Source organism: Desulforapulum autotrophicum HRM2 (genome assembly GCF_000020365.1).
GTDB classification, from domain to species: Bacteria; Desulfobacterota; Desulfobacteria; order Desulfobacterales; family Desulfobacteraceae; genus Desulforapulum; species Desulforapulum autotrophicum.
Genome location: NC_012108.1, coordinates 5430293 through 5456184, shown reverse-complemented (window position 1 = coordinate 5456184; position 25892 = coordinate 5430293). Strand labels below are relative to the sequence as shown.

Here is a 25892-nt window from a genome sequence, read left to right as displayed (position 1 = left end):
AAATGATCTGGAATTTATTGATATTGAGTGTCGCCGTTTTTGTCGTAGCCAATTTTTTACCGGGAATCCGCATCAAGGGTCCGGGCACAGCCGTTGTCGTGGCTGTTGTCTATTCGATCATTAACTTTTTGGTGGGCTGGCTCCTTGTGTTCCTCTCCATTCCCCTGGTGATCGTCACCTTTGGTCTGTTCATGTTTGTGATCAACGCCTTTCTTCTCTGGATCACGGATCAGCTGATTGATGATTTCAAGATCAACTCGTTGGGTACCACATTGGTGGCTGCCTTTTTGATCACCGTGATTGATTCAGGTCTCCACTGGCTGTTCTGATCGGTTCGTCCATGGATGGTCAAGAAGGCGGTGGGGGTTGGAATGAAACAACGTCGTTTCCATGGATTTCGGCACGGATTACCGCAGTCCCATTGCCGGGGGTGGGCCGGAAGAAAATGAAAAAATTATCAATACTCTTTTTATTGTTTTTACTGGGATGTGCAGGAATTCCTGAAAATATAACACCCGTTGGTAATTTTAAAATAGAGAGATACCTGGGCAGGTGGTACGAAATTGCGCGGTTGGACCATTCATTTGAGCGGGGTTTAACGCAGGTTACAGCGGATTACACGTTTCGGGATGATGGTGGTGTAAGCGTCCTGAATCGAGGATTCTCAGTTGAATTAGACTCATGGAAAGAAGCCGAAGGAAAAGCTTATTTTGTAAAGGGAGCGGATCAGGGCTATCTGAAGGTTTCTTTTTGGGGACCCTTTTATGGCTCCTATATCGTTTTTGAACTTGATCACGAAAACTACCAGTATTCCCTTGTATGCGGCCCCAGCAAATCCTATTTATGGGTTTTGGCAAGAAGTCCAATAATCCCAGAGAGGATAAAATCCACACTCCTGGAACAGGCAGCTGCATCGGGATTTGACATCAATAAATTGATATTTGTCGATCATACCGAATCGTTGGATTCTAATTCAGCCGGTGCAAGGATTCCTGCGGCTGATTCCCAGCAGTAGTTTTGTGTTCATAAAAATGTTCATAAGGTAAGCGTTATGAACATTACTTTTTCAAGGGTATAAAAAATCGTGTTTTTTCTTCAAATTTAAAGAATGCAATTTTTAGTGTGAGGGGCGACCTGAAAGTGCCATATTCTTCCTGGTTTGAAGATGTACCCTTCTTCTTTTTATTTTCTTCCTGATTTCAATTTTTTTAAACAGATTTTCTTCATCTTCTTCCCGTTTCACTGACAATCTTTTTCAGGCATAACCATATCTACATCTTGGACGATGATATGTGGAGGCTGGTTGTGAATGAAAAAGAATGAACAGCGAAAGTGCCAGAATTGCAATGAATTGTTTCCCCCCGATCCCAGGAATATCAACAAGCAAGAATATTGCCGAAAGCCTGAATGTCGAAAGGCCAGCAAGGCGGCCAGTCAGAAAAAATGGTTAACCAAGCTTGAGAACCAGGGATATTTTTCTGGTCCGGATAATGTTGAGCGGGTTCAAAAATGGCGTAAAAAGAACCCGGGGTATAGTCGACGCAAAAAACCTTCGATTGCGTTACAAGATCACTTACCTTTGCAACCTGCTGAAAACAAAGAGGATATTTTCATACAGTCATCTTATGCGTTACAAGATCACTTAACCGTACAACCAGCTGTAATAATTGGTTTAATATCCAGTTTTATCGGTTCAACGTTACAAGATGACATAGCCAGGACCCTCCTTCGTATGGAACAATTCGGGCAGGAAGTTTTATTGTTCCTACCCCAAAACAAAGGAGATAAGCATGATTGTAAAAGAACCGGTTCTGAAAAATAGAATTCGTAAAATTCCCAAAAGCTTCAGCTGGATCGATCACCGGTTGGTCCGGCAGCGGTACATTGAGTCATGCAGCCATGAACAATCGGCCTTGTATCTGTTCTTAGTCTGTGTTGCGGATGCCCGGGGGCTGAGTTACTACGCGGATAAATCAATCATGAAGCAGCTGAACATGGATATGAATACCCTGCGGCAGGCCCGGTCCGGTTTGATAAAAAACAACTTGATCGCCTGGCAGGAGCCGATATACCAGGTACTCAGTCTGGAACCCCGTGTTATTCCCCGGGGTTCGGGTCAGATGATGAGCCTGGCAGAAGTGTTGGCCGGTGCGGCAGGAGGTGGCCGATGATTGATTATGAAACGTATGTGCAGATCAGAAATTATTACACCCGAGATCATCTGAGATACAGCCAGGTGGCCGTCAAACTGGGCCTGGATCAGCGGACCGTGGCATTCTGGGCTAATGAAAAAAAGTATCATCCCAGGAAAACTGCATTCAAAACAAGCAAGCTGGATCCGTTCAAAGACCAGATCATCCGGTTGCTGGAAACCCATCCGTACAGCGCCAAGCAGATCTTTCAACGTATCAGGGAAGACGGGTTTGAAGGTGGTATCACCATTGTGGAGGATTATGTCAGGAAAATCCGTCCACCCAAAGTAAAACCCTTTTTGAAACTGGTGTTTGCACCGGGTGAATGCGCCCAGGTAGACTGGGGATCATATGGTTCGGTCCGTGTAGGGTCCACCTTTCGCAGGTTGAGCTTTTTTGTCATGGTGCTGTGTTACTGCCGGTTGATGTATCTTGAATTTACCTTATCCCAGACCATGGAGCATTTTTTGGGATGTCATCAGAATGCGTTCCGTTTTTTTGGTTTGGTTCCCGAAAAAATAATGGTGGATAATCTCAAATCCGCTGTGTTGAAGAGACCCCTCGGAACCAGTCCGGTGTTCAACCCGGGTTATCTTGATTTTGCCAGTCATTATGGATTTAAAATTGTGGCCTGCAACGTGGGCAAGGGCAATGAAAAAGGCCGGGTGGAAAACGCGGTAGGGTATGTCAAAAAAAATTTATTGAGCGGCCTGGATATACCGGACTTCAGCGTATTGGAACCGCTGGCGAAACAATGGCTGGATACGGTGGCCAATGTCAGAATTCATAAAGAAACCGGCAAGCGTCCCATAGATATGTTTGCAGATGAAAAGCCCTATCTTCGAGGTTTGCCGGTCTCACCTTACGATATTGGTCAGACCAGCCAGGTACGTGCATCTGTTCAGTACAGGGTCAGCCTTGACGACAACCGATACACGGTCCCTGCCCAACTGGCCGGTGTCAGACTCACCTTGAGAAAATATCCGGATCACCTGGGCATCTACCATGATAGTACCCTGGTGGCCCGGCATGCCAGAAGTTATGACAGGAAAAAGGATATCCAGAACCCAGATCATTCCAAAGTACTGCTGGAACAAAGGAAAAAAGCAGCAGACCAGGCTATTTATATGCGTTTTTTATCCCTGTCTGACAAGGCTTCAGAATATTATCAACAGTTGGGCCAGCGGCGGTTGACCCCCTTCCATCATATTCGCAAAATTGTTGCCCTCAGTGAGATCTATTCCAAAGAACAGGTCGCCCTGGCCATTGAAGATGCCATTAAATTCGATGCCTTTTCAAGTGAATACATCACCAATATCCTGGAACAGCGGTCCCGTCTGACCCATGAACCCGGTGCACTACATGTCACCAGAAGCAGTGATCTGTTGAACTTGACCATTGATCCACCGGATCTGTCCGTATACAAAACAGGAGGTGACCATGAATGAGTTTGAGATGCACCTGGCGTATCTGAAGCTTCCCTATATCAGGGAAAATTATGAAACTGCGGCAACAGCAGCCGCTCAAAAACAATGGACCCATGTCCATTTTTTATCAGAATTGATCAAACAGGAGGCTGGGCTGCGAAAGGACAAGGCTGTTCTACGTCGAATCCGCCTGGCCCGGTTCCCGGTTGTAAAAACAATGGATCAGTTCAACTGGTCATGGCCAAAAAAAATCAACAGGGTTCAGATTGAAAACCTATTCCGCCTGAAGTTCATCGAAGAAAAAAGCAATGTTATCCTCATTGGGCCCGTCGGGGTGGGGAAATCCCATATTTCTATAGCACTTGGATACCAGGCCTGTCTCAAAAATCAGAATGTGTTGTTCACATCTGCCATCGATGCTGTGAATAATCTTGTGGCAGCACAGCATGCAGGTCAGTTGAAGCAGGAGTTGAAAAAATACCTCAAACCCTCTTTGCTTTTGATAGACGAACTGGGGTACCTGCCTATCGATAAAACCGGTGCAGACCTACTGTTCCAGGTTATCAGTCAACGATATGAACAAGGATCGATCATTATTACCACAAATCGTGTGTTTCAGGACTGGCCTGCTATCTTCAACAATGACAGCACACTTACCTCTGCTTTGCTCGATAGATTACTGCATCATACCGAGGCGGTGGTCATCGAAGGAGCAAGTTACAGAATGCGAAAAGAAAAAACTGAATAAATCTTATGGCCGGCAGACCCAAAAAAAGGGATCCGCCGGCCGTTTTTAAACATACATTTTCAAACCGGGCATTTTATGACATTTTCACGCCGCCGCTAACATTTAGGTTATAAACGGGGTCACAATAAAGTAGATGCCTAAAAGAGCAATTGTTGAACCGGCAACTTTCCTAAACCAGTGACCCGCTCCATTCCATGTGCTGTTTTCAATTAATCTTTTTACTGCCGCTGTTGAACTGCCGGCAATCACAATTGGAAGACAATGCCCAGTTGCAAAAAGAAGAATGTAAAGTATACCGGTTACCACTTTTTCCTGGACTGTGATAATTGCCAAAATCGGAGCAATAAATCCAAAAGTACAAGACCCGGAAAGAACACCATAAGCAAGCCCAAGTACAAAGGCCCCAAACATTCCTTTTAAATTCAGCTTGTATAAAAGGCTTCCTGACAGAGAACACTTTTCGACGCCTAGCATTCCCAATGCCACCCAGATCAAAATAATACCAATCAAAATTTGCCAATAGTTCCCCACATCACCCAGCATTCTGCCAAGCAGTGCACAGATAATACCGATTAATGCAATGGTAAGAAAGAGCCCTGAAGTGAAGAGTACAGAATAAAGTCCGGCCTGGCGGGGGTGAACCATTTTTTCCTGTCCGCCAACATACCCGACAATCAGCGGAATAGATGCAAGATGGCAGGGGCTGAAAAGGACACTGATCATTCCCCAGACAAAACAGCCAACAGCTGCAAAAGCTGTCCCACCTGCGATCCATTGGTTGACTGTTAAAAAAAGAGTCTCCAGCATTTTAACTATCCTTTGCTGTCAGGTCTGGGGCTGCTACACCTATTTTTGTCAATTGTTCAACAATGGATTTTTCATCTAAAAATCCGACATGCCGGTATACCTCTTGGCCCTGTGCATTGAAAAAAATCTGTGTGGGAATCGCTTTTATTTTGAATCGTTGTGCCGGTTTTTTGTTTTCCCATACATCGATAAAAATAATCTCGGCTTTTCCCTCGTAGGCTTTTTTCATTTTTACCATGATCGGGGCCATCATTTTACAGGGGATACATTTTTTTGCCCCCAAATCAATCATGGTCACCATCCCTTTGGCCGGGATATTCAAAAATTCATCAGCTGCAGCACCCGTAGCAAAAAACAGCATCAAAATGACAATCCATACACTCAATTTTTTAAGAACCTGTTGCATCAATCCTTTTTCCTTTTAAAATAATTTAAACATGAAATGCGTTTATCACCATGAAGACGGCAGCCAGCCAATTGGTATAAGCAAACAGTTTTTTTAAAGATTTGGGTTTTGTTTTAAGTGCAAATTTACCGCCGATTACGCCCCCTGCAATGGTTATGACTGCTAGGAAAATAGCCCATGCAGGGTTAAAATCCCCTTGGACGGCATGGCCAAAAAAACCCATAAAGGCTGTGGCAGCAATAAGTGTGGATGCTGTCCCAACGGCTGTGTGCATCGGGATACTGCAGGCAATAACCATCAGGGGCACCAGAAACGATCCGCCGGAGACACCGACCATGCCGGAACCGAAGCCTGTCAGAATGGTTACAGGGATTGCAATCCACAAATTAACGCCATAGATTTGATTGTTGGATTTAATTTTAATGATACCAAACCTGTCCTCTAGGCTTCCCTTGTTTTCTTTCTTAACAGGTACAAGCATAACGGCACCAGCTGCAAACAGCATAAAGGCAAAAATCAGCTTCAGCGTAAATCCGCTGAAAAGATGGGAAAAATATCCACCACCAAGGGCAGCAAGGGATGTTGTACTACCGATTAACAATGCAAGGCTCCAGGATACGGATTTATTTTTCTGGAAAACCACCATTGCTGCAATTGAAGCGGCAAACAAAATAAATTGCCCCGTTGTTGCCGCCTGGTGCATTGGAATCCCTGCCATTACAAGGATAACAACATAAAAATTACCCCCGCCTTTGCCAACCATGGTCATCAATACGGCCACAACAAAAATAAGAGCGCCAACTATAATCTGCTCCATTTTTTCCTCTTTATTTGTTTAACAGCCAATTTTTGATGTCGTCTTTTTTCGGCACCTTACCTGTGCATTTAACTTTTCCATCCACGATAACTGATGGCGTGCCGAATACACCATATGAAGCGATTTGCATCATATCACTTACTTTTTCAACAGTTGCGTCAACACCGATTTCTTTGATGACTTCCTGAACCAGTTTCTCCGTCTTTTTGCATTTGGCACAACCAGGTCCCAAAACTTTTATGTCCACGTTACCCTCCTTTAATTAGGTTAATTTTATATGAAACACTCGCCAAATCATTGTCAATGAAGGCGTTTCAAAATTTGTTGAGGCCGGAGCCATAACTTGCTCCGGCCATGCCGGTTTATAGCGTTTTAAAGAATTATATTAAATAAATACCCTACAAACAGAATCCCGGAGGCAACAACCCCCACAAACACCCCAATCAATCTGGGTTTTAATACTTTTCTTAAAATCACCATTTCAGGTAATGACAAAGCAATGACACTCATCATGAATGCCAGAACTGAGCCCAAAGCGGCTCCTTTTCCCAAAAGCGCCTCAACAACCGGAATAACACCGGCTGCATTGGAATACATGGGAATGCCGATCACAACTGACAGGGGGACAGACCACCAGGACCCTTTGCCCATGATGGATGCCATAACCCCTTCGGGTACAAACCCATGGATCCCAGCTCCCACAGCAATTCCAAGGATGACATAAATCCACACACGGCCGATGATTTCTTTAACCGCATCCCATCCATAAATAATCCGGTCATTCCAGGTCAATTTTTCTTCTTCCATGGTCAGGTTTGCCGCGTTTGACTGTGTGACCCAGTCTTCAATATGATTTTCAAGCTTCAGACGACCGATCACCCACCCCGCTGATATGGCAATAAATAAGCCCGTTCCCATATAAATGGCGGCAACCTTCCACCCCAGAAGTCCATATAAAAGGCCAAGAGCGATCTCATTAACCATGGGGGCGGCAATTAAAAAAGAGAATGTGACGCCAAGTGGAACCCCTGCGGTCACAAAACCAATAAACAGCGGTACAGCGGAACAGGAACAAAAGGGGGTGATAATGCCTAATAATGCGGCAAAAATATTACCGACAAACTCACTTTTTCCGGAAAGAAAAGCCCGGGTTTTTTCAGGGGTGAAAAAACTTCTGATGATACCCACTCCAAAAACAACCAGGAATAAGAGCATCATGACCTTTGGGGTATCATAAAAGAAAAATTCCACAGAAGATCCCAGATGAGATCCCTTTTGGATTTGCAGCAGGTTGTAGGTAAGCCACTTTGACAGGTTCGGCAGCACCTGGTAAACAGTCCACCACAGATATACGCCAATGGTCGCCATCAATAAATTTAAGGCGATCATCTTGTTTGTTTTTCCCTCACCTTGAATGGGTTGGGTTGTTTTTGATTCCATAATTTTTTCAACTTTTCATTATATATGGTCATTTAAAGATCTAATCTTGTAACTCTTTTTATTTTTAATCATTTCCCAACAATTGCATGACGGTCAATGTCCGGAAGAATCTGGGTTAATTCTTTTATTTCAGATTCATCATCCAGCCAATGTCTCAAATTTCCAATCATGCTCGCAGAATAAGGGGAGCCGCTGCCGTCGGAAAGAGAATAGTTTACCCATAGCCCGTCTTTAAAACTCCTTACCAGTTCGGCATCTTCAAGAATTTTTAAATGTTTGCTGGCAGTGGACTGGGCAATACCAAGTGCTGTTTTAATCTCGCAAACACAAAGAGGGCGTGCCTGAAGCATTTTCATCATTTTTACCCGGTTGGGGTCGGACAATGCTTTCATCACTCGAATGAATGATTTCATAGTTTTTTATTCCTTTCTTTCCTGGTTTTCATATCGTTAAAACAGAATATATCGATATGAAATTGTTTGTCAAGCGATTGTTTCCATTTTATTCAAATTCTTTGATTATCCGTCCAGATGGATTTCATGTTTTGAAAGATTTTATTCCGATCTTGAACCCTTTTTTACTTGTGCCGGTCATCTGAATCAGCAATTTTCGCCCTGGGTCCAGACAGTGGGCCAGCCTGTATTTTGAAGCGTCAAATAAAAAACGGGAAAATGAGGTCAACCCCTTGCCTTTTTTTTAGCTCCGGGAAACATCTCACACAACAGGGTGCCGTTCCCGCAGGATTCGGTTTCAAATTGAAAAACTGGATGGTCAATGCCGAATTTATGGAAAATTGAATGCCTGATCCGTTCGGATAAGGCCCCTGTCTGGCTGACCAGTTGATCGGAAACGACCAGGTGGCAGGAAAATGAAATTCCTGAAGAACTGATCGGCCAGGCATGGAGATAGTGAACGCTTTTTATCTCTTCGATTGATAGAAGGTGGGCTTGGACATCGTCTAAATCTACACTGCTGGGAGTGGCATTCATTAATATATTGGTTGAAGACTTGAGAATTGACCAGCAGTTTTTGAGAATAAAAACGGCAATCAGGATGGACAGCGACGGGTCCAGCCAGTACCAGGGTTTATACATCATCACAAGGCCGCTGATCAATACCACCACAGAGGTCAAAAAATCCCCCAGCATGTGCAAAAAAGCGCCTTTCATATTCAGATTGTGTTTTGAATCCCGGTGGAGTAGCCAGGCGGAAAATCCGTTTCCCACGATACCCGCTAAAGCGGCCCAGATGACAATTTCTCCTGCTACTATTTCAGGTACTAAAAATCGTTGAAATGCACCATATAGGATAAAAAAACATGCCCCTGTCAAAAGGACCACATTTAACAGGGCGGCCAATATTTCCGCCCTGCGGTACCCGAAGGTATTTTTGGCAGTAGCCCCTTTCCTGCCGATTCGATAGGCAATATAGGAAATAAGAATCGCCATGAAATCGCTGAAGTTGTGGGTGGCATCGGATATCAGTGCCATGCTGTGTGCAAAAGTCCCTGCAACAACCTGAACAACAGGTATAATCAAGTTTAAAACAAGGGTTATTAAAAGTCTTGTTCCGCTGGTTTCTTCCACATTCACATGGTGGTGATGGCCTGAGTCTTTGTTGTTAGAGCTGTTTTCATCAGGGTGCAGAACCTTGAATGGCCCCCCAGTGTCTGCTGATTGGCAGCATGATTCTTGGCTGTTTTGATCGTGGCGTGGCATCGTCTCACCCCTTTAATAACGTTAAAACGCAATGTAGCGATGCAGATAGTGGATGTCAATATGTTTTTTGCTGTTTTATTTTAAAGAAGACTATAGGGGGATCAATCCTTTACCCTGAAATAAGGTTGCCTGCTCCTATGAGCAAGGAATCTTCCCCTTTCCCATTTTTTTTTATATGAAACTCGCTTCGACCGGCCGGCGGAAACGGGTGTTGCCCTTCACTCATTCTCGCAGGCTGTCCATGGCCTGCTCCGAGGGAAATGGCAACTCCTTGGACCTCGTGTCCACCGTTGCCATTTAACCCGTTCAGGGCAACACCCGTTCCCACCGGCCTACTACTGTCGAGTTTCATGCTTCGTTGTGTCCGCCAGGACATGTGGGTTATATGAAACACTCACCAAAACATTGCAAACAGAGGCGTTTCATCATTCGTTGTGGCCGGAGCAGATACCTCGCTCCGGCCGTGCCGGTTTTATATCAAACAACTGTCGAAACATCATTGTGAAAGTCTCGACTTTCGAGCCCTCTTTTGTTTCCCTGACCGGAACATTGTAAACCAAAGGGGATAGGGTTTTTGCCCTTCCAGGCGTTAAGAAGCGCAGGCTGTTTGAGGACTTTAGCCCGCAGTTCCTGCGCTTTAGTCTGGAAGGGCAAAAAGCCCCCCGACGTTTACCGTTCCGGTCAGGGAAACAAAAGGGGGCGGAATGGTACTATCGCCTGCCCTGTATCATCGTGTTTCATGCTTCGTTGTGGCTAGAGCAGATAACTTGCTCCGGCCGTGCCGGTTATATGGACTGCTGCTTCAATTATCCCATCTGCGGAGGTCATCATCCTTTCCGTTTTCGGTTGATTTTCTGCTTGACAGGCATATCATATATCGTTAAATTCTATTTTAACGATGTAATTGCGGTCTGATATATTTTATCAAGGAGATGAAAGCCCTGTCCAATCCCAACAGGATCAAGAGGGTTAAACTACTTTAGCAAAAGGTGTTGCCTGTGTGTGAGGTTCAGGCCGCATCGTCATGGGACGAAATAAATATGATGGCGACCCACGACACCACCGACCGGAACGTGAAGCCGCTGGAAAGGAGATCGAAAAATGAAAGAGCGTACTAAGCTGTTGTTAATCGTGGGTGCTTTTATAGGGGCCTATTATATTCCATGGAGCCATCCGGTGATCCGACAATCCGGGCTGGAAGCCTTTATGATGCTCCAGGAGTATGCACGGGAACATGTCCTGACCTGTCTGATTCCTGCTTTTTTTATCGCCGGGGCCATAGCTGTCTTCGTTTCCCAGGCATCGGTACTTAAATACTTTGGAGCCCAAGCCAGCAAAATTTTATCATATTCTGTGGCGTCGGTTTCGGGGACTATCCTGGCTGTATGTTCCTGCACGGTGTTGCCGTTGTTCGCAGGCATTTATACGCGGGGAGCGGGTATCGGACCCGCCACGGCTTTCCTCTACTCTGGACCTGCCATCAACGTTCTGGCCATTACCCTGACCGCTAAAATCCTGGGCTGGCAATTGGGTCTGGCCCGGGCTGTGGGTGCGGTGATCTTTGCTGTGGTGACCGGTTTGTTGATGGCCCTGATTTTCCGCAAAGACGATGCCGCGCGCACTGCCGGGCAAATTTATCTGCCCGATGCCGAAGCCAAGGAGCGCACCCTGTTGCAGGACAGCTTGTACCTCTTAACCATGGTGTTGATTTTGGTGTTTGCGGCATTCGCAAAGCCGGAGGCCGGCTCGATTGGTTTGTGGCCAGCAATCTTTGCCGCCAAATGGTACATCACCATTGTCTTGCTGATCATCCTGGGGCTGATGCTTAAAGCCTGGTTCACAAAGGATGAGTGCAAAAGCTGGGTGGAATCCACCTGGGGTTTCATGAAGCAGATCTTTCCCTTGCTGGCCGGCGGAGTGCTGGTGGCCGGTTTCATGCTGGGCCGTCCGGGCCATGCAGCCCTGATTCCCGAGCATTTCATCCAATCTTTTCTGGGGGGTAATTCGTTGTGGGCCAACCTGATTGCGTCCATGGCTGGAGCCTTGATGTATTTCGCCACATTGACCGAAGTGCCTATCCTCCAGGGGCTACTGGGGGCCGGCATGGGCAAGGGGCCAGCCCTGGCTCTTTTGCTTGCCGGTCCGGCCCTTTCGCTGCCCAACATGCTGGTGATCGGCAGTGTGATGGGCGTGAAAAAGACAGCGACCTTTTGCGGCATCATTGTGATCATGTCTACCATCGCCGGTATGCTATACGGTGCATGGGTCGTATAGATGGTAGCCGGGAACGATATTTGTTCAAGGCTGTGGGCGGGAAAACAGGCTTACCGGGTCCAGCGGTTCTCTGGGTTGCCGGCAGCCTGTTCAAGTATTTCAAGGGTGGCCGGTGTGTTTAAAAGCTGTCTGCAAAGGTCGCATTTTCTGTAGGTGATGATATCCCTTGAACGTATGCCGGAGAACAGGGCAAGACTTGAGATGCCCACAGTTCGGATGAGGTTGAACAAAGGGTTTTGCTCATTTTTTTCAAACAGGGCATCAACGCCTGTGTGGGCAAGGTTGCCAAGGAAAAAAACCCGGGTTTCTGTGAAATTACTGCCGGCATCGCAGCAGGCGTACATGTCAAGTTCAGGCGTGATATAGGGGTTCATGGCACAGCAGTTTGCCTGGAAATCCGTGTGGATCGGACCATGGTCAAACGCCTGGGCACGTCCGGACAGAATCAGGGGTTCGGGAAAGAATCGAAGCTTGTTTGCCCGGAGAAAATCCTCGAGTAAATCGTCGGCCTTTGAAAAATCCGTCACAAACGAAACAAAATAGTCCATCCGGTTCTTTTTGCAGCCCTGGGCTGCATGGACCAGGTTCTGCTGGTCTACCCCTTGCTGGTGCCATCGGCTGCAGCTCAGCCTGAGTTGATTCAGGCCGTTTTGTTTCAGCTCCTTGACCACTGTGCTGGCCCGTTCCGGGCTGCTTGCCCAGAAGCTGTTAGTGACGATGCGGGTGTAGATGTTAAGATCGTGGCACAGGCGGACAAGGGCCTTTATTTCGTTGAAAAAAATCAGGGGTTCTCCTGCCGTGAAACTGATGCCCCTGACACCGGCTGCGGCCATTTCATGGATGAGCTCCCTGGCCCGGCCAAGGTCCATGGTGGCGGTTTCAGGGATTTCACCCTTTGCAACACAATGGCCGCATTTCAGGTTGCACAGGGTTGAATATCCAAATGCGATGGTTCTCATGCGTGTGTTCCTTTGTTGTTTGGTGGTTTACAGGACATTTTGCAACGGGGTTTCCTGGCTTGTTCTATCGGATGAGGTGGGCCATCCACATGGTAATGGGCGGATAAAAGGTGATGACCATGAGATCCACGATGAGGATGAGCAGAAACGGTACCACCCGCCGGGACACGGCCCCGAGACCCTGATTTGAAATGGCGCTGGCAACGATGAGGCAGATGCCCATGGGCGGGGTGAGCATACCAATGGCAAGATTGGTCACCACAATGACGCCCAGCTGAATCATGTCAATGCCAAGGGCAGGGAGCATGGCCGTGATCATGGGAACAAGCAGAATCAGGGCCGCCGTGGTCTCCACAAAGGTGCCGGCAACCAGGAGCACGGCGTTGATGATGAGCAGCAGCAGGATGCGGTTGTCCGTGATACCGAGGATTCCGCCTGCCAGAATTTCTGGAATATCCTCAATGGCCGCAATCCAGGAAAAAACAGATGCCGTTGAAATGATGAACATCACAATGGATGCGGTGATGGATCCGTTGACCAGGATCCCATAAAGATCCCTGGGGCGGAGTTCTTTATACACCACCGTGGAGATAAACAGGGAATAGACCACGGCCACGGCAGCCGATTCCGTTGCCGTGAAGATACCCATAAGAATGCCGCCAAGGATGATGGCAGGGGCGCCCAGGGCGAGTCCTGCCCGGCAGAAGGTGGTCCATACAAGGCCAGGGGAGAACCGGTTTTCCGGTGCATATCCTTGTTTCCAGGAGATGATTGAACTGACGATAATCAGGGACAGGCCAATGAGAAGTCCGGGCAGGATGCCTGCGGCAAACAGTTGGCCAATGGAGGCCCCTGTGAGGAATCCAAAGATAATCATGGGAATGGATGGGGGGATGATCACTCCCAGGGAGCCCCCCGACGCCTGGACTGCTGCGGCAAAGTCCGGTTCATACCCCGAGCGTTTCATTGCCGGGATGAGTACGGCACCCACGGCTGCGGCATCGGCTGCGGCAGAGCCTGAAATGCCGGCAAAGAACATGGCCGAGACAATGGTGACTGCGGCAAGCCCGCCGGGCAGCCAGCCGGCCAGGGCATTGGCAAGGTCAATGAGGCGCTGGCTGATTCCCCCTTTTTCCATGATGGCCCCCACATACATGAACAGGGGAACGGCCATGAGATGAAACGAGTCCGTGCCCGAGAACATGCGCTGGACTACCATCATCAGGGAAAAATCCCCCTGGACAAGGATGGCTGTCACCGATGCCGCCCCAATGGCAATGGCAATGGGGGTGTTGATGGCAAACAGGGCTGCAAGGGCAACCATCAAGACTGTTGGGATCATTTTTTGCCCTTTGGGTCCTGTTGTTCAGGCCCGTATTTTTTGCCGATGTCCTGGGCAAGAAAGCGTACCCCATGGACCATGAAAATCACTCCACTGAGGGGAAGAATTCCCATGATGATCCACTTGGGAATGGCCAGGGCCGGGGTGATTTGGAGGCGGACAAAGGAGGCAAACTCGAAGCCATGAACAATCATGATGGAAAAAAGACCCATGGAGACCAGGTGAACCAAGGTGGTCAGAATTCGTTCCATGGTCATTGGGAGCCTTGAACCAAACATGTTGACCCCGGGATGCACCCTGTCATGGTATGCCACGGATGCCCCTAGAAAAGAGATCCACACCAGGCAGTACCGGGCAAGTTCCTCAGACCAGAACAGCGAGCTGTTGAGCACATACCGTGCAAACACCTGGGCCACCACGATCAGTGTCATGGCAAGGCCCAGGCCGAAGATGAAATGCCGCACCCATGTGTTAAGGGTGTTGCTCAAGGCGTTAAGGATATTCATGTAAATAGTCGCCTATCTGGTGGCCTGGATCATCCTGATGAGCAGATCGTGAACCTTGGGATTCTGGTAGAGTTCCATGTCCTTGAGGGCTGCCACCTTTGCCCTAAAGGCATTGATGTCCGGCTGGGTTTCGATCTCCATGCCCTTCTGGGCAAGAAGGACCAGGCGGGCCGCATCTTTTTCCCGGTTATCCCTTCGCTGGAACCGTGCTGCATCTGCCATGGCCGTCTGTATCAGCGCCTGGTTTGCCTTTGAAAGGGTGTTCCACCATTTCAGGCTGGCCACGTCAAGGTGGGGGGAGTAGACATGGCGGGTGAGGGTCATGTAGCGCTGGATTTCGTAGAATTTGTAAACCTCCATCACCCAGAGGGGGTTTTCCTGACCGTCGATCACTCCCTGCTCAAGCTCGGTGTAGATGGGCCAGGGCATGGGTGTGGGGTTTGCTCCCAGGGATTGCCAGATGGTCTTGTGCAGGGCCGAGGCCATCACCCTGATTTTGAGGCCCTTGATATCCTCCGGGGTTTTGACCGGCCTGCGGTTGTTGGTCAGATTCCTGAATCCGTTTTCGGAAAAGCAGAGGCCCTTGAACCCGGAAGATTCAAGGCTATTAAAGATCTCCCGGCCCAGGGGGCCGTCCAGAATGGCGTCTGCCTGGTCATTGTCCTTAAAGAGAAAGGGATAGTTGACCACCCGCACGATGGGGTCAAAGGTGTCAAAGGGTCCGCCCGTGATTACCCCCATTTCAATGGTTCCCATCTGGAGCTGCTGGAGGATTTCGGTCTCGTTGCCAAGGGAGGCGGAATGAAACACTTTGACCTTTATCTTGCTGCTGCTGCGTTCTTCAATGAGGGCCTTGAACTTTTCGGCCACAATGTTCTGGGCCGACCCGGGTTTTGTCACCACCCCGAGTTTAATTTTAAGGGCTGCAAAACAAGGGGTTGAAATGACTATCATCAGAACAGGAATCAGGATCATGGTTAAAACCATTGAGAATTTTTTCACAAAACGCCTCCGCTTGGAAGATTAAAAATAAATGTTCTTGCCCCATGGGGCCAGGTTAGGGACTCAGAAATAAATAATTCCTCAATCTTGCTTGTCTTTCAGCTCGTCTTCTGCGTTGCATCAAAGGGCACATATTTCAATATGCTCCCTTTGATACGCCTTGAATACGAGCTGAAATCCTGCACCATATTTGTGGAATTATTTACATCTGAGCCCCTTATTTTGTCTTTACAGTATAGGTCAGGGCGATCTGGTTTTCAGGTGGCACCTGGATCTCCCACAGGGCCTGGTGGGCTGTTTCTTTTTTGTGGGGATGGCTCTCCTTCTGGATATGCCAGTCCCCGGGCATGGATTCGTATATCTTTACCGTTACAGGAACTTTTTTGGCGTTCATTATCCTGATATCATGGGAGGATTGAAACTGAAAGGTATCCTGGCCCGTGGATGGCAGCTTCCTGAAATCGGTCTGCCGTTTTTCCACCGTGATATCAAAGGCATTGCCAAGCTTTAGATTAAGTCTGCCCCCCTCCGGTGTGTGGTCAATGTTGTCTTCGCCGGCAAATTGAAGCATTCCCCTGGTGTCGGTTTTGTACACCCGCACGGTCCCCTTTGGAAGGGGCATGCCAAGGTTGTTGTTCTTACTGTTTTCAAGGTTAAGCAGCACCTCGACCTTTGGACGCTGGATCCCGTCGCCCACGTTTCGGGCGAACCAGTAACCATTGCCGCTGAGCCTGTACTCTTTTTGGCAGGGAATGTTTTCCGCCTGGAGCAGGGCCACCTGTTTGGTCTGATTGTTTTTGAGGGTTGTTTGTCGGCCAAGTGTATATAAATGATACTCAAACATCTGCTCCTGGACAAAACCGTCCTCGGCCATGGCTGAGGCTCTCATCATAAGGGGGTTTGCCCTGTCCTGATTTTGCTGTGGGGCAAGGTGAATGTCGCCTGCCACAAGTTGGAGCCGTGCATTGGTGTAGTCTGTGCTGCTGGTGTTGGTGAGGGTGACCCAGGCGCTCAGGTTTAGACGGTCGTCGTCTGGATTGAGTTCAGCCACATAATCGGCCTTCCACGAAAGTCCGTGGGTAAGATAGGAAAGGGCCAGGTTTCGGTTTTCTGCCTTAATGCTCTGGACGGTCATGGTAAGGGTGGGGCTTGTTCTTAAATTGCCAGGAATGTGTGAAAAGACGAGCCTGCCCGGCAGTCCGGTTTCGATCCCTGAGCCTGTCTCAAGAACAATGCCGTTATGGGTGGAAAGCACCTTTGCCTCCACGGTTTTTTCCTGGCCGGTTTCCCTGTTCTCCCGGATGATTTTAATGGTTTTGCCGGTGAATTTTTTAAGGAGGGATTCGGGAGTGAGAAGATCAAATTCAAAGTTCTGTTCCAGGACCCTTATGTCGTCTGAGCTCAACAGTGCTGTTTCCGGGATGATCCTGCCGCTGACATCCCTGATGGCAAGGGTTACTTCCCCCTTTGGCAGGGTAACCGATCGCTGTTCCTTTATAAGTGCCATGTCCTGGTTGTAAATGGTGACAGAAAGGTCTGTCTGGTCTGCGGCATTGGTTTCGATTTCCCCATCCTGGGCAGAACAGGGCAGAATTGAAAAAAACATCTGAAAGGTCGCAATTTGGACTAGCATCAGTATAAAAATAATCTGTTTCATGGCACCCTCCTTTTTTTTTGCAACCATAAGCGGTCTTACCCTGTAATGCAAGATTTTTCAGTCCTCAAACAAGCGCTTTTTACCTCCTCTTTTTTCTATGGTTCTGGTATGATCCAGGTTTATTTCATCTGCCGGGTACCAGAATATTAGGAGGACAAGGGACTGCATGGATTCAATCGACCAATTCCAGAGCCTGGAAAAGATTCAATACCTTCTCACGGATATCGACGACACCATGACCTGCAATGGCAGGATACCTGCCTGTGTCTTTGCTGCCATGGAACGACTGCAACGGGTCGGTATCCGGGTGGTTCCCATTACGGGAAGACCCGGGGGGTGGTGTGATCACATTGCCAGGATGTGGCCGGTGGACGGCGTTGTGGGAGAGAACGGCGCCTTTTATTTTGCCTATGACGATCAAACCAGGCGAATGGTTCGCCGCTACTTCAGAACCCGGACCCAGAGGGCTGAAGACAGAAAGAGGCTCATGACCATACAGGCGGAGGTGCTGGCAAAGGTCCCGGGGTGCAGGGTGTCTGCGGACCAGGCCTATCGGGAGGCGGATCTTGCCATTGATTTTTGTGAGGATGTTTCTCCCCTGGACAGCGGGGAGATCAGAACCATCAAGGAGATCTTTGAAGCCCATGGTGCCGTGGCAAAGATAAGTTCTATCCATGTGAACGGCTGGTTCGGCGATTATGACAAGCTTACCATGACACGGCTGTTTTTCCAGGAGATCTTTGGGGTCGACCTTGAAACGGTCAAACACCAGGTGGTTTTTTCAGGGGATTCACCCAACGATGAGCCCATGTTTGCCTTTTTTCCTAATTCCGTGGGGGTGGCCAATCTTCTTGATTTTGAAAATGACTTGACCCACAAACCGGCCTGGATTACAAAAAAATCCGGAGGGCAGGGGTTTGCCGAGATGGTGGATCGGATTACAGGTCCCGGGCCTGAATTTCACCATGGCCAGGGATCTGTCTAAGCGCCTGGAGCATGGATCGAATCTTTTGGAAAGGGGTGTCAGGGATATAGCGCCAGAACCCCCAGGGCTCTGGCGCTGATATTGTGTTTATTCGTTTACAAGGGCCTTTGCCTGTTCAACAATATTTGCCGCTGTGAATCCATACTCTGCAAGTACCCTGTCTCCAGGTGCTGAAGCGCCAAAGGTGTTTATACCGATAACCTTGCCTGCATCCCCCACATACCGTTCCCAGCCCATGGGAATACCGGCCTCTACAGCCAGGCGTTTTTTGACTCCGGGAGGAAGGATTCGTTCCCGGTAGTAGGCGGGCGCTTTTTCAAAAAGTTCCCACGAGGGCATGCTCACCACCCTTGCCTGGATATTTTCTTTGGCCAGGAGTGCTGCCGCCTCAACGCAGATGTGAACCTCTGAGCCGGTTGCAATGAGGATGAGATCGGGTTCGCCCTTGGTCTTTTTAAGGGTGTAGGCCCCAAAGACCAGTGCTCCGTCGGCTGCTGCGTCAAGAATGGGAAGGTTCTGGCGGCTCAGGATCAAGGCCGTGGGCCCGTTGTGGGTGTTCAGGGCCTTTTTCCAGGCCTCTGCGGTTTCATTGGCGTCCGCCGGCCGGATAACGGTAAGGCCGGGAATGGCCCGCAACGATGCCAGGTGCTCCACGGGCTGATGGGTGGGGCCGTCTTCTCCCACGGCAACACTGTCATGGGTCAGCACATAGATCATGGGAAGCCCCATGAGGGACGCCACCCGGATGGCCGGTCTCATGTAATCGGCAAACACGAGGAAGGTGCCGCCAAAGGGTCGGACACCGCTGTGGAGATACATGCCCGTCATGATGGCGGTCATGGCATGCTCACGCACCCCGAACCGGATGTTTCTTCCCTGGGGGGTGTCGGCCTGGAACACCTCCATATCGTTCAAGAAGGTGTTGTTGGAGGGGGCAAGGTCGGCTGATCCGCCCATGAGGGAGGGCAGGTTCTTTGCAATGGCGTTGAGCACCTTGCCCGAGGCAGACCGGGTGGCCATGGGTTTGTCTCCAGGTGTAAAAACAGGGATTTCATCATCCCACCCGGCTGTCAGGAATCCGGAAATGGCATCCACAAAGTTGTCGGCAAGCTCGGGCGTCTCGGACCTGTAGGTGTCAAAGATTTCCTGCCATGCCTGCTCCTTTTCCTTTCCAATATCAATGGCTTTCCGGCACTCGGCAAGGACCTCGTCGGGCACATAAAAATCCTTGTCCTCAGGCACGCCGTAGAATTTTTTTACCAGCTTGATCTCGTCCACTCCCAGGGGGGCACCATGGGCTCCGGATGAATCCTGCTTGTTCGGACTGCCATAGGCGATGTGGGTCTTGAGCTTGATCATGGTGGGGCGGGATGTTTCGTCTTTTCCCGCCTGAATGGCGGCCCTGATTTTTTCAAGGTCGTTGCCGTCGTCCACCACGATGACCTGCCAGTTCATACTTTCAAACCTTGCCTTTACATCCTCGGTAAAGGCAATGGCTGTCGTGCCCTCGATGGTGATTGAATTGTCGTCATAGATGCAGATGAGTTTTCCAAGGACCAGGTGGCCGGCAAGGGAGGCAGCCTCCTGGGTCACGCCTTCCATGAGGTCGCCGTCTCCGCAGATGACATAGGTATGATGATCAATGAGGGTTTTTCCATCCTGGTTGAATCTTGCCCCGAGATGGCGTTCGGCCATGGCCATACCAACGGCATTTGCAACACCCTGGCCCAGGGGACCCGTGGTGGTTTCAACCCCGGCCGTGTGCCCGTACTCAGGATGTCCCGGCGTTTTGCTGCCCCACTGGCGGAAGTTCTTGATGTCGTCAAGGGTGGTTCCGTAGCCGTTCAGGTAGAGCAGGCTGTACAGGAGCATGGATGCATGGCCGCCGGACAGAACAAATCTGTCCCGGTCAATCCAGGCGGGATTTTTGGGGTTGTGTTTTAGAAAATCCTTCCAAAGGACAAAGGCCGCGGGCGCAAGTCCCATGGGGGCGCCGGGATGGCCGGAGTTTGCCTTTTGAATGGCGTCCATGGCAAGGGTTCTGATGGTGGTGATACATTGCTGATCAAGGTCTTTGTTGGCGCAAGCCATTGTGTTTCTCCTGTTTGGGGGACTTACCTTCAAATGGATCCCCTGTTATTCTGTTTTAATGGGGACAGATGTCGACTCTGTCCCCTGATTTACAATGCTCTCATGAACTCTGGTTTGAGTTCTATTTTACCCTCCAGGGCTTTTGCAATATGGGCAAGGGTTCGTTCCTTGTCCCGGGGAAGCTCTGCCCTGATGGGAAGATAGTTGGATGCATGGTTGGCATGGAAAAGACCATTGGTGAGATGGGTGGCCGATATCATGGCGCCAAGCTCCAAAAGGATCTCGTCCGGGTTGATAAGCTCAAACTCTCCCTTTGCATGGCTGTCGTACATTGGGGTTCCAGGGATGAGCATCAGGCTCAAGGCCCCTACATACTCGGGGTCAATGGCCGTAAGTACCCGGCCTGTCTCGTTTGCATGGATCATGGATCGTTTGCGGCCGGCAATGCCGTTGAGGACGGTGATGGACAGCTTGATGCCTGCCCCACGGATTTTCCGGCCCATTTCGATCATGCGCTGGGCGTCGGCTCCCTTGTTGATCGCCTTCAGGGTGACGTCGTCCCCGGTTTCAAGGCCCATATAGGCGATTTTGACCCCAAGGGAACGAAGTTGTTCCAGTTCCTGGTCAGACTTCATGCGGATACTCTTGGTGTTGGCATATAGCCCGATACGTTCAATCCAGGGCAGTCGCTGGTTTATTTGTTCAAGGATCGGGACCAGCCGCCTCTGGGGAATGATCAGGGCATCACCGTCACAGATGAACAGCCGGTTCTGGCGACGGCAGTGCCGGGCTGCAAACTCAATATCTTCCATGATAACAGGGTCTTTCTTGATCTTGAACCGCTCTCCCTTGTAGGCGCCGCAAAAGGTGCATTTGTTGTGGGAACACCCCACGGTCACCTGGAGAAGAATAGAGTTTGCCTCGCTTGGGGGACGTATGATGTTGCCTTCATAATGCATGTGACGGTCTCCATTCGTGTAAATGCCATGGCCCATGGGGGCCTGTAACCATCGGCCCGGGGGCTGCAATCCGGTCCCTGCGACGACCCAGGATAATTAACAGGTTTTGCCGTAAAAATCAATATAATCAAATATAATCAATGGATTGATCTTTTAGCGCACTTTGCCGGTCCAGGTGTCTTAAGAGTTCAGGTATTTAGACCCCTGGCCGGTCGATTTTTAAGGGTTGAAACTTGACAATCTTGAATTTAAACCAATTATTTAGATGAAAAAACGACTGACAACCACAGGCTTTAAGCATGTAACAGAAACATTCAGGAGATACCATGGGTACAAAAAAAGAGACGTGTGAATTTAAAACCGAAGTGCAGCAGCTGTTGCACCTTATCATTAATTCCCTTTATTCCAACAAGGAAATTTTTATCCGGGAGCTCGTGTCAAACGCTTCGGACGCAATCGACAAGGCAAGGTTCAAGGAGCAGACAGAGCCGGAACTGTTCGAGGGGAGTAATGATTTCAAGATCAGGATTGCCACGGACCCGGAAAAGCGGACATTTGAAATTTCAGACAACGGCATCGGCATGACCTTTGACGAGGTCAACGAGAACATCGGTACCATCGCCAGGAGCGGCACCGCAGCCTTTGTCGAGGCATTGGAAAAATCAAAGGATGCGAATGTCCTCTCTCCTGAATTGATCGGACAGTTTGGTGTCGGTTTTTATTCAGCATTCATTGCCGCAGACAAGATCACCCTTGTGACAAAGGCCGCAGGGGCCGACAAGGGCGTGCGCTGGGAATCAGACGGCAAGGGTTCATACACCATTGAAGAGACGGAAAAAAAGGACCGGGGAACCACAATCACCCTTGAACTCAAGAAGGTTGAAGAGGGAGACCAGGACTTCACCGAAGAGTACACCATCCGCCATATCATTAAAAAGCACTCTGATTTTGTTACCTACCCCGTTGTGATGAACGTGGAAAAGAGCGAGCCCATCCCCGAGGAGGCCATTGTCAAGGATGCCGACGGCAAGCCCATTGGAGAGACCTATCGAAAGGTGAGGGCCGATGAAACCCTGAACTCCATGAAGGCAATCTGGACCAAGAGCCAGGAGGATGTAACCCCGGAAGAGTATGAGGAGTTTTACAGGCACATCAGCCACAACTGGGATAAACCCATGGAGATCCTTCACAAGCGGTTTGAAGGTATCACCGAGTACGATGCACTCCTGTTTATTCCGTCCAAGGCCCCCTTTGACATGTTCAGGCCCGAACGGAAAAACGGCATGCAGCTCTACTGCAAGCGCATCTTTATCATGGACGACTGTAAGGAACTGCTTCCCGAATATCTGGGATTTGTCCAGGGCGTTGTGGATGCCCCCGATCTTAACTTGAACGTCAGCCGGGAGATCCTCCAGGAGGACCGCCTGGTTCGCAACATCAAAAAGAACCTGGTCAAGAAAATTTTTGCCCTGCTCGAAGAGATGGACAAGGAGAAGTACGAGGCGTTTTTTGATGAATTCGGCCAGGCCCTGAAAGCGGGCCTTCCCACGGATTTTGCCAACAAAGAGCGGATCGCTTCGCTTTTAAGGTACAAGACCACCAAATCCGACGGCAAGTATGTCTCCCTTGACCAGTACATTGAAAACATGAAAGACGATCAAAAGGAGATCTACTACATCACGGGCGAGAATATGAAGTCGCTTCTTAACTCCCCGTTGCTCGAGTCCCTAAAGGCAAAGGATTATGAGGTTCTTCTCATGGTGGATCCCGTGGATGAGTGGGTTACCCAGAGCCTTCCCGAGTACAAGGAGAAAAAACTCAAGAGTGCTGAAAAGGGAGACCTTGACCTTGACGCCGTGGATGACAAGAAAAAGGACGAGTACACACCCCTGTTTGACTTTCTCAAGGAAAAACTTGAGGGTAAGGTCAAGGATGTCCAGATTTCAAAGCGCCTCAAGGAGTCCGTTGCCTGCCTTTCCGGTGACGATCATGGCATGAGCGCCTACATGGAGAAGATCCTCAAGGCATCAGGCCAGGAAGCCCCGGAACAGAAACGTTCCCTTGAGCTCAACGTCGGCCATCCGGTCATGGAAAAGATCAAGGGTGTTTTTGAGACAGACACAACCAATCCTGTGCTCAAGGATTATGCAGATCTTCTGTTTGACCTTGCCGTGATCAGCGAGGGGGGCAAGATCGAAAATCCCTCACGCTTTTCAAAGCTCATGGGTGAAATGATGACAAAAGCCCTATGATGATTTTTCTCGAAAGCCTGGGGTGCTGCCGCAACCAGGTGGACAGCGAAGTAATGCTCGGCCGCCTTGCGTCAGCGGGCCATGGCATCGTCCATGACCCGTCCCAGGCAGACGTGATCATCGTCAATACCTGCGGGTTCATATCAGCAGCCTCGGCAGAGGCTGTTGATACGATCCTGGACATGGCTGTGTACAAACGCGATGGCAGGTGCAAACGGCTGGTGGTGACCGGCTGTCTGCCCGAACGATTTAAGCATGACGACCTCGGTGGCGAGCTTCCAGAGGTCGATGTGTTTCTGGGAACAGGGGCCTGTGATGAAATTGTCCGGGTGGTTGAATCCACCGGGTCCATGGTGCTGGTTCCAGACGTTCTGGCTCGGCAGATGCAGGGTCACCCCCTTCCCAGGTGTCTCACCCTTGATTACCTTGCCCATGTGAAAATTTCAGAAGGGTGCGACCGCCACTGTACCTATTGCATCATCCCCAGACTCAGGGGCATCCAGAGAAGCCGTGGGGTGGATGCCGTGGTAACCGAGAGCGAACTTCTTGTTAAAAACGGGGTAAAGGAGATCGTTCTTGTGGGAGAAAACACCTCTGATTATGGGGTGGACCTTGACGGGGAAGTTAACCTGGCAGGCCTTTTAACCACCCTTTCCCAGCGAATTAAGGCCCTGGACCCGGATGTCTGGATCCGGCTTCTCTATACCCACCCCTCATCCCTTGACTTTGATGTTATCAGGGTTATTGCAGGGCTTGACAATGTGTGTACCTATTTTGACGTGCCCATCCAGCATGCGAGCTCCAGAATATTGCGTCGCATGGGTAGAAATTACACAAGGGAGGATCTTGACCGGCTGATTGCCTTTATCCGCAAAACAGCGCCGGATGCAGCGCTCAGGACCACTCTTATAACGGGATTTCCCGGTGAAACAGAGGCGGACTTCAACGAATTGCTTGCCTTTGTCAAAGAAATCCGGTTTGATCAGCTTGGTGTGTTTGCCTATTCAGATTCTGACGATCTTGCATCCCACGGTCTGAAAGACCATGTGGATGAGGAAACCGGAGAAGCCCGCCGGGATGCGATCATGGCGGCCCAGGCTGAAATTTCCGAATCCCTGAATGAAGCGTACCTTGGTAAAACCTTTACCGTTCTTGTGGAAGAGAACCCGGACGAGGGAATTTTTCTGGGACGGACGAACTTCCAGGCGCCTGAAGTCGACGGCATCACCTTTATTTACGGTGAAAACATTGACATTGGCACCTTTGTAAGGGTAAAAATCACTGAAACCCATGCCTATGACCTTGTTGGAGAGCTTGTATGAAAGATGCGCTCAAGCAGCGAATCCTGGCGTCGGTCAGCGAGGATCTGACTGCCATTGAAGGGGCCCTGGCGACAAATTTAAGGCCCAACCTCGACCTTGTCAGACAGATTGCAGGCCATCTGCTGTTCAGCGGCGGAAAAAGGCTTCGACCCCTGTTGTTTTTATTGAGTTCAAGGCTGTGCAACTATGGTGGGGATCTTGCCCTGGATGTATCCACCCTTTTTGAATATCTCCATGCCGCCACTTTACTCCATGACGATGTGGTGGATGAAGCAGAGATGCGACGGGGCAGAAAGACCGCCCACTCAACCTGGGGCGCTGCCCAAGTGGTGCTGACCGGTGATTTCCTCCTGGCCCGGTCCCTTTGCCTTGCCGCTCGAACCGGGCGTCCTGAAATTATCAATGTCATTTCCGGCATCACTGAAGAGATGTCCCAGGGTGAGATCGATCAGCTCGATAAAAAAGGGAAATTGAACCTCAGCGAGGCCGAATATATGGCCATCATCAAGGGTAAAACCGCCGTACTGATCCAGGGGGCGTGCAGGAGCGGTGCTATCCTTTCCAGGGCGCCAGCAGACAGGGAACAGGCCCTTGCAGACTATGGTTACCATCTGGGCATGGCCTTTCAAATGGCGGACGATCTGCTGGACTATACGGCAGATGCCGCAACCCTTGGGAAAAACCCCGGAGCAGACCTGAGGGAGGGAAAACTGACCCTGCCCCTGATTCTTGCCCTGGAGCGGGCCGATGGGCCGGATCGATCCTGGATGGAAAGTGTGATTTCAACCCAGGGATTCAACGATGACGACTTCTACAAGCTGGTGGAAAAACTTCATCTTTACAAGGGGATAGACGATACGCAGTCAAGGGCTGAACACCATGTTGACCAGGCAAAAAAATGCCTTGAACCCTTTGACGATTGTGGGGCAAAAGATACCATGATCATGCTTTCAGATTACGCCATTGCAAGAAAGGCTTAGGAGAATTT

At 49.5% G+C, this 25892-nt stretch carries 27 protein-coding genes; 11 read left to right on the top strand and 16 right to left on the bottom strand.

The features are described 5' to 3' along the window. The first annotated feature begins 2 nt into the window (after window positions 1–2). The 6 genes from HRM2_RS23915 (at window position 3) to istB (ending at window position 4367) form a co-directional block, all read left to right on the top strand. Window positions 3–329 (top strand): phage holin family protein, encoded by a 327-nt coding sequence (locus HRM2_RS23915; RefSeq protein WP_015906589.1) that lies wholly within the window; start codon window positions 3–5, stop codon window positions 327–329. A 116-nt stretch (window positions 330–445) separates the two neighbouring features. Beyond that, entirely contained in the window at window positions 446–1015 is a 570-nt protein-coding gene (locus HRM2_RS23910; protein ID WP_015906588.1) for a lipocalin family protein, read from the top strand. Window positions 1016–1309: 294 nt separating this feature from the next. Then, entirely contained in the window at window positions 1310–1822 is a 513-nt protein-coding gene (locus tag HRM2_RS23905) for a hypothetical protein (RefSeq protein ID WP_015906587.1), read from the top strand. Beyond that, window positions 1791–2171, top strand: coding sequence for a hypothetical protein (locus tag HRM2_RS23900; protein ID WP_015906586.1), 381 nt, complete (start codon window positions 1791–1793; stop codon window positions 2169–2171). Before HRM2_RS23905 ends, HRM2_RS23900 begins: the two co-directional genes overlap by 32 nt. Beyond that, the gene (gene istA / locus HRM2_RS23895; RefSeq protein WP_015906214.1) at window positions 2168–3640 is read left to right on the top strand and encodes an IS21 family transposase; all 1473 of its coding nucleotides are present in this window, start codon (window positions 2168–2170) and stop codon (window positions 3638–3640) included. Before HRM2_RS23900 ends, istA begins: the two co-directional genes overlap by 4 nt. Beyond that, the gene (gene istB / locus HRM2_RS23890; protein WP_015906585.1) at window positions 3633–4367 is read left to right on the top strand and encodes an IS21-like element helper ATPase IstB; all 735 of its coding nucleotides are present in this window, start codon (window positions 3633–3635) and stop codon (window positions 4365–4367) included. The genes istA and istB overlap by 8 nt, the downstream gene beginning before the upstream one ends. Window positions 4368–4469: 102 nt before the next feature. Here the strand turns inward: istB and HRM2_RS23885 are convergent, their stop codons facing one another. The 9 genes from HRM2_RS23885 to HRM2_RS23850 form a co-directional block, all read right to left on the bottom strand. Continuing rightward, window positions 4470–5174 carry a cytochrome c biogenesis CcdA family protein gene (locus tag HRM2_RS23885; protein WP_015906584.1) on the bottom strand — a complete coding sequence of 235 codons (705 nt, stop codon included), beginning with the start codon at window positions 5172–5174 and terminating at the stop codon, window positions 4470–4472. Window position 5175: 1 nt separating this feature from the next. Beyond that, entirely contained in the window at window positions 5176–5580 is a 405-nt protein-coding gene (locus HRM2_RS23880) for a thioredoxin family protein (RefSeq protein WP_015906583.1), read from the bottom strand. A 25-nt stretch (window positions 5581–5605) separates the two neighbouring features. Next, entirely contained in the window at window positions 5606–6397 is a 792-nt protein-coding gene (locus tag HRM2_RS23875) for a sulfite exporter TauE/SafE family protein (protein WP_015906582.1), read from the bottom strand. Between the two features lie 10 nt (window positions 6398–6407). After that, window positions 6408–6644: a thioredoxin family protein gene (locus tag HRM2_RS23870; RefSeq protein WP_015906581.1), complete on the bottom strand. Its 237-nt coding sequence runs from the start codon at window positions 6642–6644 to the stop codon at window positions 6408–6410. Between the two features lie 125 nt (window positions 6645–6769). Then, window positions 6770–7837 (bottom strand): permease, encoded by a 1068-nt coding sequence (locus tag HRM2_RS23865; RefSeq protein ID WP_041273482.1) that lies wholly within the window; start codon window positions 7835–7837, stop codon window positions 6770–6772. Between the two features lie 68 nt (window positions 7838–7905). Beyond that, window positions 7906–8250, bottom strand: coding sequence for an ArsR/SmtB family transcription factor (locus tag HRM2_RS23860; protein ID WP_041273481.1), 345 nt, complete (start codon window positions 8248–8250; stop codon window positions 7906–7908). 264 nt (window positions 8251–8514) lie between these two features. Further along, window positions 8515–9423 (bottom strand): cation diffusion facilitator family transporter, encoded by a 909-nt coding sequence (locus HRM2_RS23855; RefSeq protein WP_269719599.1) that lies wholly within the window; start codon window positions 9421–9423, stop codon window positions 8515–8517. A gap of 2 nt (window positions 9424–9425) precedes the next feature. Then, on the bottom strand, window positions 9426–9614 hold the full coding sequence (locus HRM2_RS27980; protein ID WP_232364141.1) for a hypothetical protein: 189 nt from the start codon (window positions 9612–9614) through the stop codon (window positions 9426–9428). 50 nt (window positions 9615–9664) lie between these two features. Then, complete coding sequence (locus HRM2_RS23850; RefSeq protein WP_041273480.1) at window positions 9665–9907, bottom strand: hypothetical protein; 243 nt, start codon at window positions 9905–9907, stop codon at window positions 9665–9667. Between the two features lie 749 nt (window positions 9908–10656). Between HRM2_RS23850 and HRM2_RS23845 the strand changes: the two genes are divergently transcribed. Next, a complete protein-coding gene (locus tag HRM2_RS23845; protein WP_015906577.1) occupies window positions 10657–11829 on the top strand; it encodes a permease in 1173 nt (390 codons plus the stop codon). A 50-nt stretch (window positions 11830–11879) separates the two neighbouring features. On the opposite strand, the gene HRM2_RS23840 is transcribed toward HRM2_RS23845, so the two are convergent. The 5 genes from HRM2_RS23840 to HRM2_RS23820 form a co-directional block, all read right to left on the bottom strand. After that, on the bottom strand, window positions 11880–12788 hold the full coding sequence (locus tag HRM2_RS23840; protein WP_015906576.1) for a radical SAM protein: 909 nt from the start codon (window positions 12786–12788) through the stop codon (window positions 11880–11882). Between the two features lie 64 nt (window positions 12789–12852). Further along, window positions 12853–14130: a TRAP transporter large permease gene (locus tag HRM2_RS23835; RefSeq protein ID WP_015906575.1), complete on the bottom strand. Its 1278-nt coding sequence runs from the start codon at window positions 14128–14130 to the stop codon at window positions 12853–12855. Then, entirely contained in the window at window positions 14127–14636 is a 510-nt protein-coding gene (locus HRM2_RS23830) for a TRAP transporter small permease (RefSeq protein ID WP_015906574.1), read from the bottom strand. Before HRM2_RS23830 ends, HRM2_RS23835 begins: the two co-directional genes overlap by 4 nt. 12 nt (window positions 14637–14648) lie before the next feature. Then, a complete protein-coding gene (locus tag HRM2_RS23825; RefSeq protein ID WP_041273479.1) occupies window positions 14649–15638 on the bottom strand; it encodes a TRAP transporter substrate-binding protein in 990 nt (329 codons plus the stop codon). Between the two features lie 217 nt (window positions 15639–15855). Beyond that, entirely contained in the window at window positions 15856–17295 is a 1440-nt protein-coding gene (locus HRM2_RS23820) for a DUF4139 domain-containing protein (protein ID WP_202944675.1), read from the bottom strand. Between the two features lie 166 nt (window positions 17296–17461). Here HRM2_RS23820 and HRM2_RS23815 point away from each other — a divergent pair, with 166 nt between their 5' ends. Further along, entirely contained in the window at window positions 17462–18280 is an 819-nt protein-coding gene (locus tag HRM2_RS23815; protein WP_015906571.1) for an HAD-IIB family hydrolase, read from the top strand. A gap of 87 nt (window positions 18281–18367) precedes the next feature. Here HRM2_RS23815 and tkt read toward each other — a convergent pair whose 3' ends face one another. Further along, a complete protein-coding gene (tkt, locus tag HRM2_RS23810) occupies window positions 18368–20371 on the bottom strand; it encodes a transketolase (protein WP_015906570.1) in 2004 nt (667 codons plus the stop codon). An 89-nt stretch (window positions 20372–20460) separates the two neighbouring features. After that, on the bottom strand, window positions 20461–21330 hold the full coding sequence (locus tag HRM2_RS23805; RefSeq protein WP_015906569.1) for a radical SAM protein: 870 nt from the start codon (window positions 21328–21330) through the stop codon (window positions 20461–20463). A 326-nt stretch (window positions 21331–21656) separates the two neighbouring features. Between HRM2_RS23805 and htpG the strand changes: the two genes are divergently transcribed. Genes htpG through HRM2_RS23790 form a run of 3 tightly spaced genes read left to right on the top strand, consistent with a single transcriptional unit; the run spans window position 21657 to window position 25884 of the window. Beyond that, the gene (gene htpG, locus HRM2_RS23800; RefSeq protein WP_015906568.1) at window positions 21657–23582 is read left to right on the top strand and encodes a molecular chaperone HtpG; all 1926 of its coding nucleotides are present in this window, start codon (window positions 21657–21659) and stop codon (window positions 23580–23582) included. Continuing rightward, window positions 23579–24904, top strand: a complete 1326-nt coding sequence (rimO, locus tag HRM2_RS23795) for a 30S ribosomal protein S12 methylthiotransferase RimO (protein WP_015906567.1) — start codon at window positions 23579–23581, stop codon at window positions 24902–24904. The genes htpG and rimO overlap by 4 nt, the downstream gene beginning before the upstream one ends. Continuing rightward, the gene (locus tag HRM2_RS23790; protein ID WP_015906566.1) at window positions 24901–25884 is read left to right on the top strand and encodes a polyprenyl synthetase family protein; all 984 of its coding nucleotides are present in this window, start codon (window positions 24901–24903) and stop codon (window positions 25882–25884) included. The genes rimO and HRM2_RS23790 overlap by 4 nt, the downstream gene beginning before the upstream one ends. Window positions 25885–25892 lie beyond the last annotated feature (8 nt).

Coding starts and splice junctions, on each gene's coding strand:
- HRM2_RS23860 (WP_041273481.1), bottom strand. CDS start 8,250: ATGAAATCATTCATTCGAGTGATGAAAGCATTGTCCGACCCCAACCGG.
- HRM2_RS23815 (WP_015906571.1), top strand. CDS start 17,462: ATGGATTCAATCGACCAATTCCAGAGCCTGGAAAAGATTCAATACCTT.
- HRM2_RS23850 (WP_041273480.1), bottom strand. CDS start 9,907: ATGAAACTCGACAGTAGTAGGCCGGTGGGAACGGGTGTTGCCCTGAAC.
- HRM2_RS23885 (WP_015906584.1), bottom strand. CDS start 5,174: ATGCTGGAGACTCTTTTTTTAACAGTCAACCAATGGATCGCAGGTGGG.
- HRM2_RS23840 (WP_015906576.1), bottom strand. CDS start 12,788: ATGAGAACCATCGCATTTGGATATTCAACCCTGTGCAACCTGAAATGC.
- HRM2_RS23875 (WP_015906582.1), bottom strand. CDS start 6,397: ATGGAGCAGATTATAGTTGGCGCTCTTATTTTTGTTGTGGCCGTATTG.
- istB (WP_015906585.1), top strand. CDS start 3,633: ATGAATGAGTTTGAGATGCACCTGGCGTATCTGAAGCTTCCCTATATC.
- rimO (WP_015906567.1), top strand. CDS start 23,579: ATGATGATTTTTCTCGAAAGCCTGGGGTGCTGCCGCAACCAGGTGGAC.
- HRM2_RS23915 (WP_015906589.1), top strand. CDS start 3: ATGATCTGGAATTTATTGATATTGAGTGTCGCCGTTTTTGTCGTAGCC.
- HRM2_RS23880 (WP_015906583.1), bottom strand. CDS start 5,580: ATGCAACAGGTTCTTAAAAAATTGAGTGTATGGATTGTCATTTTGATG.
- HRM2_RS23805 (WP_015906569.1), bottom strand. CDS start 21,330: ATGCATTATGAAGGCAACATCATACGTCCCCCAAGCGAGGCAAACTCT.
- HRM2_RS23905 (WP_015906587.1), top strand. CDS start 1,310: ATGAAAAAGAATGAACAGCGAAAGTGCCAGAATTGCAATGAATTGTTT.
- HRM2_RS23865 (WP_041273482.1), bottom strand. CDS start 7,837: ATGGAATCAAAAACAACCCAACCCATTCAAGGTGAGGGAAAAACAAAC.
- HRM2_RS23830 (WP_015906574.1), bottom strand. CDS start 14,636: ATGAATATCCTTAACGCCTTGAGCAACACCCTTAACACATGGGTGCGG.
- HRM2_RS23845 (WP_015906577.1), top strand. CDS start 10,657: ATGAAAGAGCGTACTAAGCTGTTGTTAATCGTGGGTGCTTTTATAGGG.
- HRM2_RS23900 (WP_015906586.1), top strand. CDS start 1,791: ATGATTGTAAAAGAACCGGTTCTGAAAAATAGAATTCGTAAAATTCCC.
- htpG (WP_015906568.1), top strand. CDS start 21,657: ATGGGTACAAAAAAAGAGACGTGTGAATTTAAAACCGAAGTGCAGCAG.
- istA (WP_015906214.1), top strand. CDS start 2,168: ATGATTGATTATGAAACGTATGTGCAGATCAGAAATTATTACACCCGA.
- HRM2_RS23910 (WP_015906588.1), top strand. CDS start 446: ATGAAAAAATTATCAATACTCTTTTTATTGTTTTTACTGGGATGTGCA.
- HRM2_RS23820 (WP_202944675.1), bottom strand. CDS start 17,295: ATGAAACAGATTATTTTTATACTGATGCTAGTCCAAATTGCGACCTTT.
- HRM2_RS23835 (WP_015906575.1), bottom strand. CDS start 14,130: ATGATCCCAACAGTCTTGATGGTTGCCCTTGCAGCCCTGTTTGCCATC.
- HRM2_RS23790 (WP_015906566.1), top strand. CDS start 24,901: ATGAAAGATGCGCTCAAGCAGCGAATCCTGGCGTCGGTCAGCGAGGAT.
- tkt (WP_015906570.1), bottom strand. CDS start 20,371: ATGGCTTGCGCCAACAAAGACCTTGATCAGCAATGTATCACCACCATC.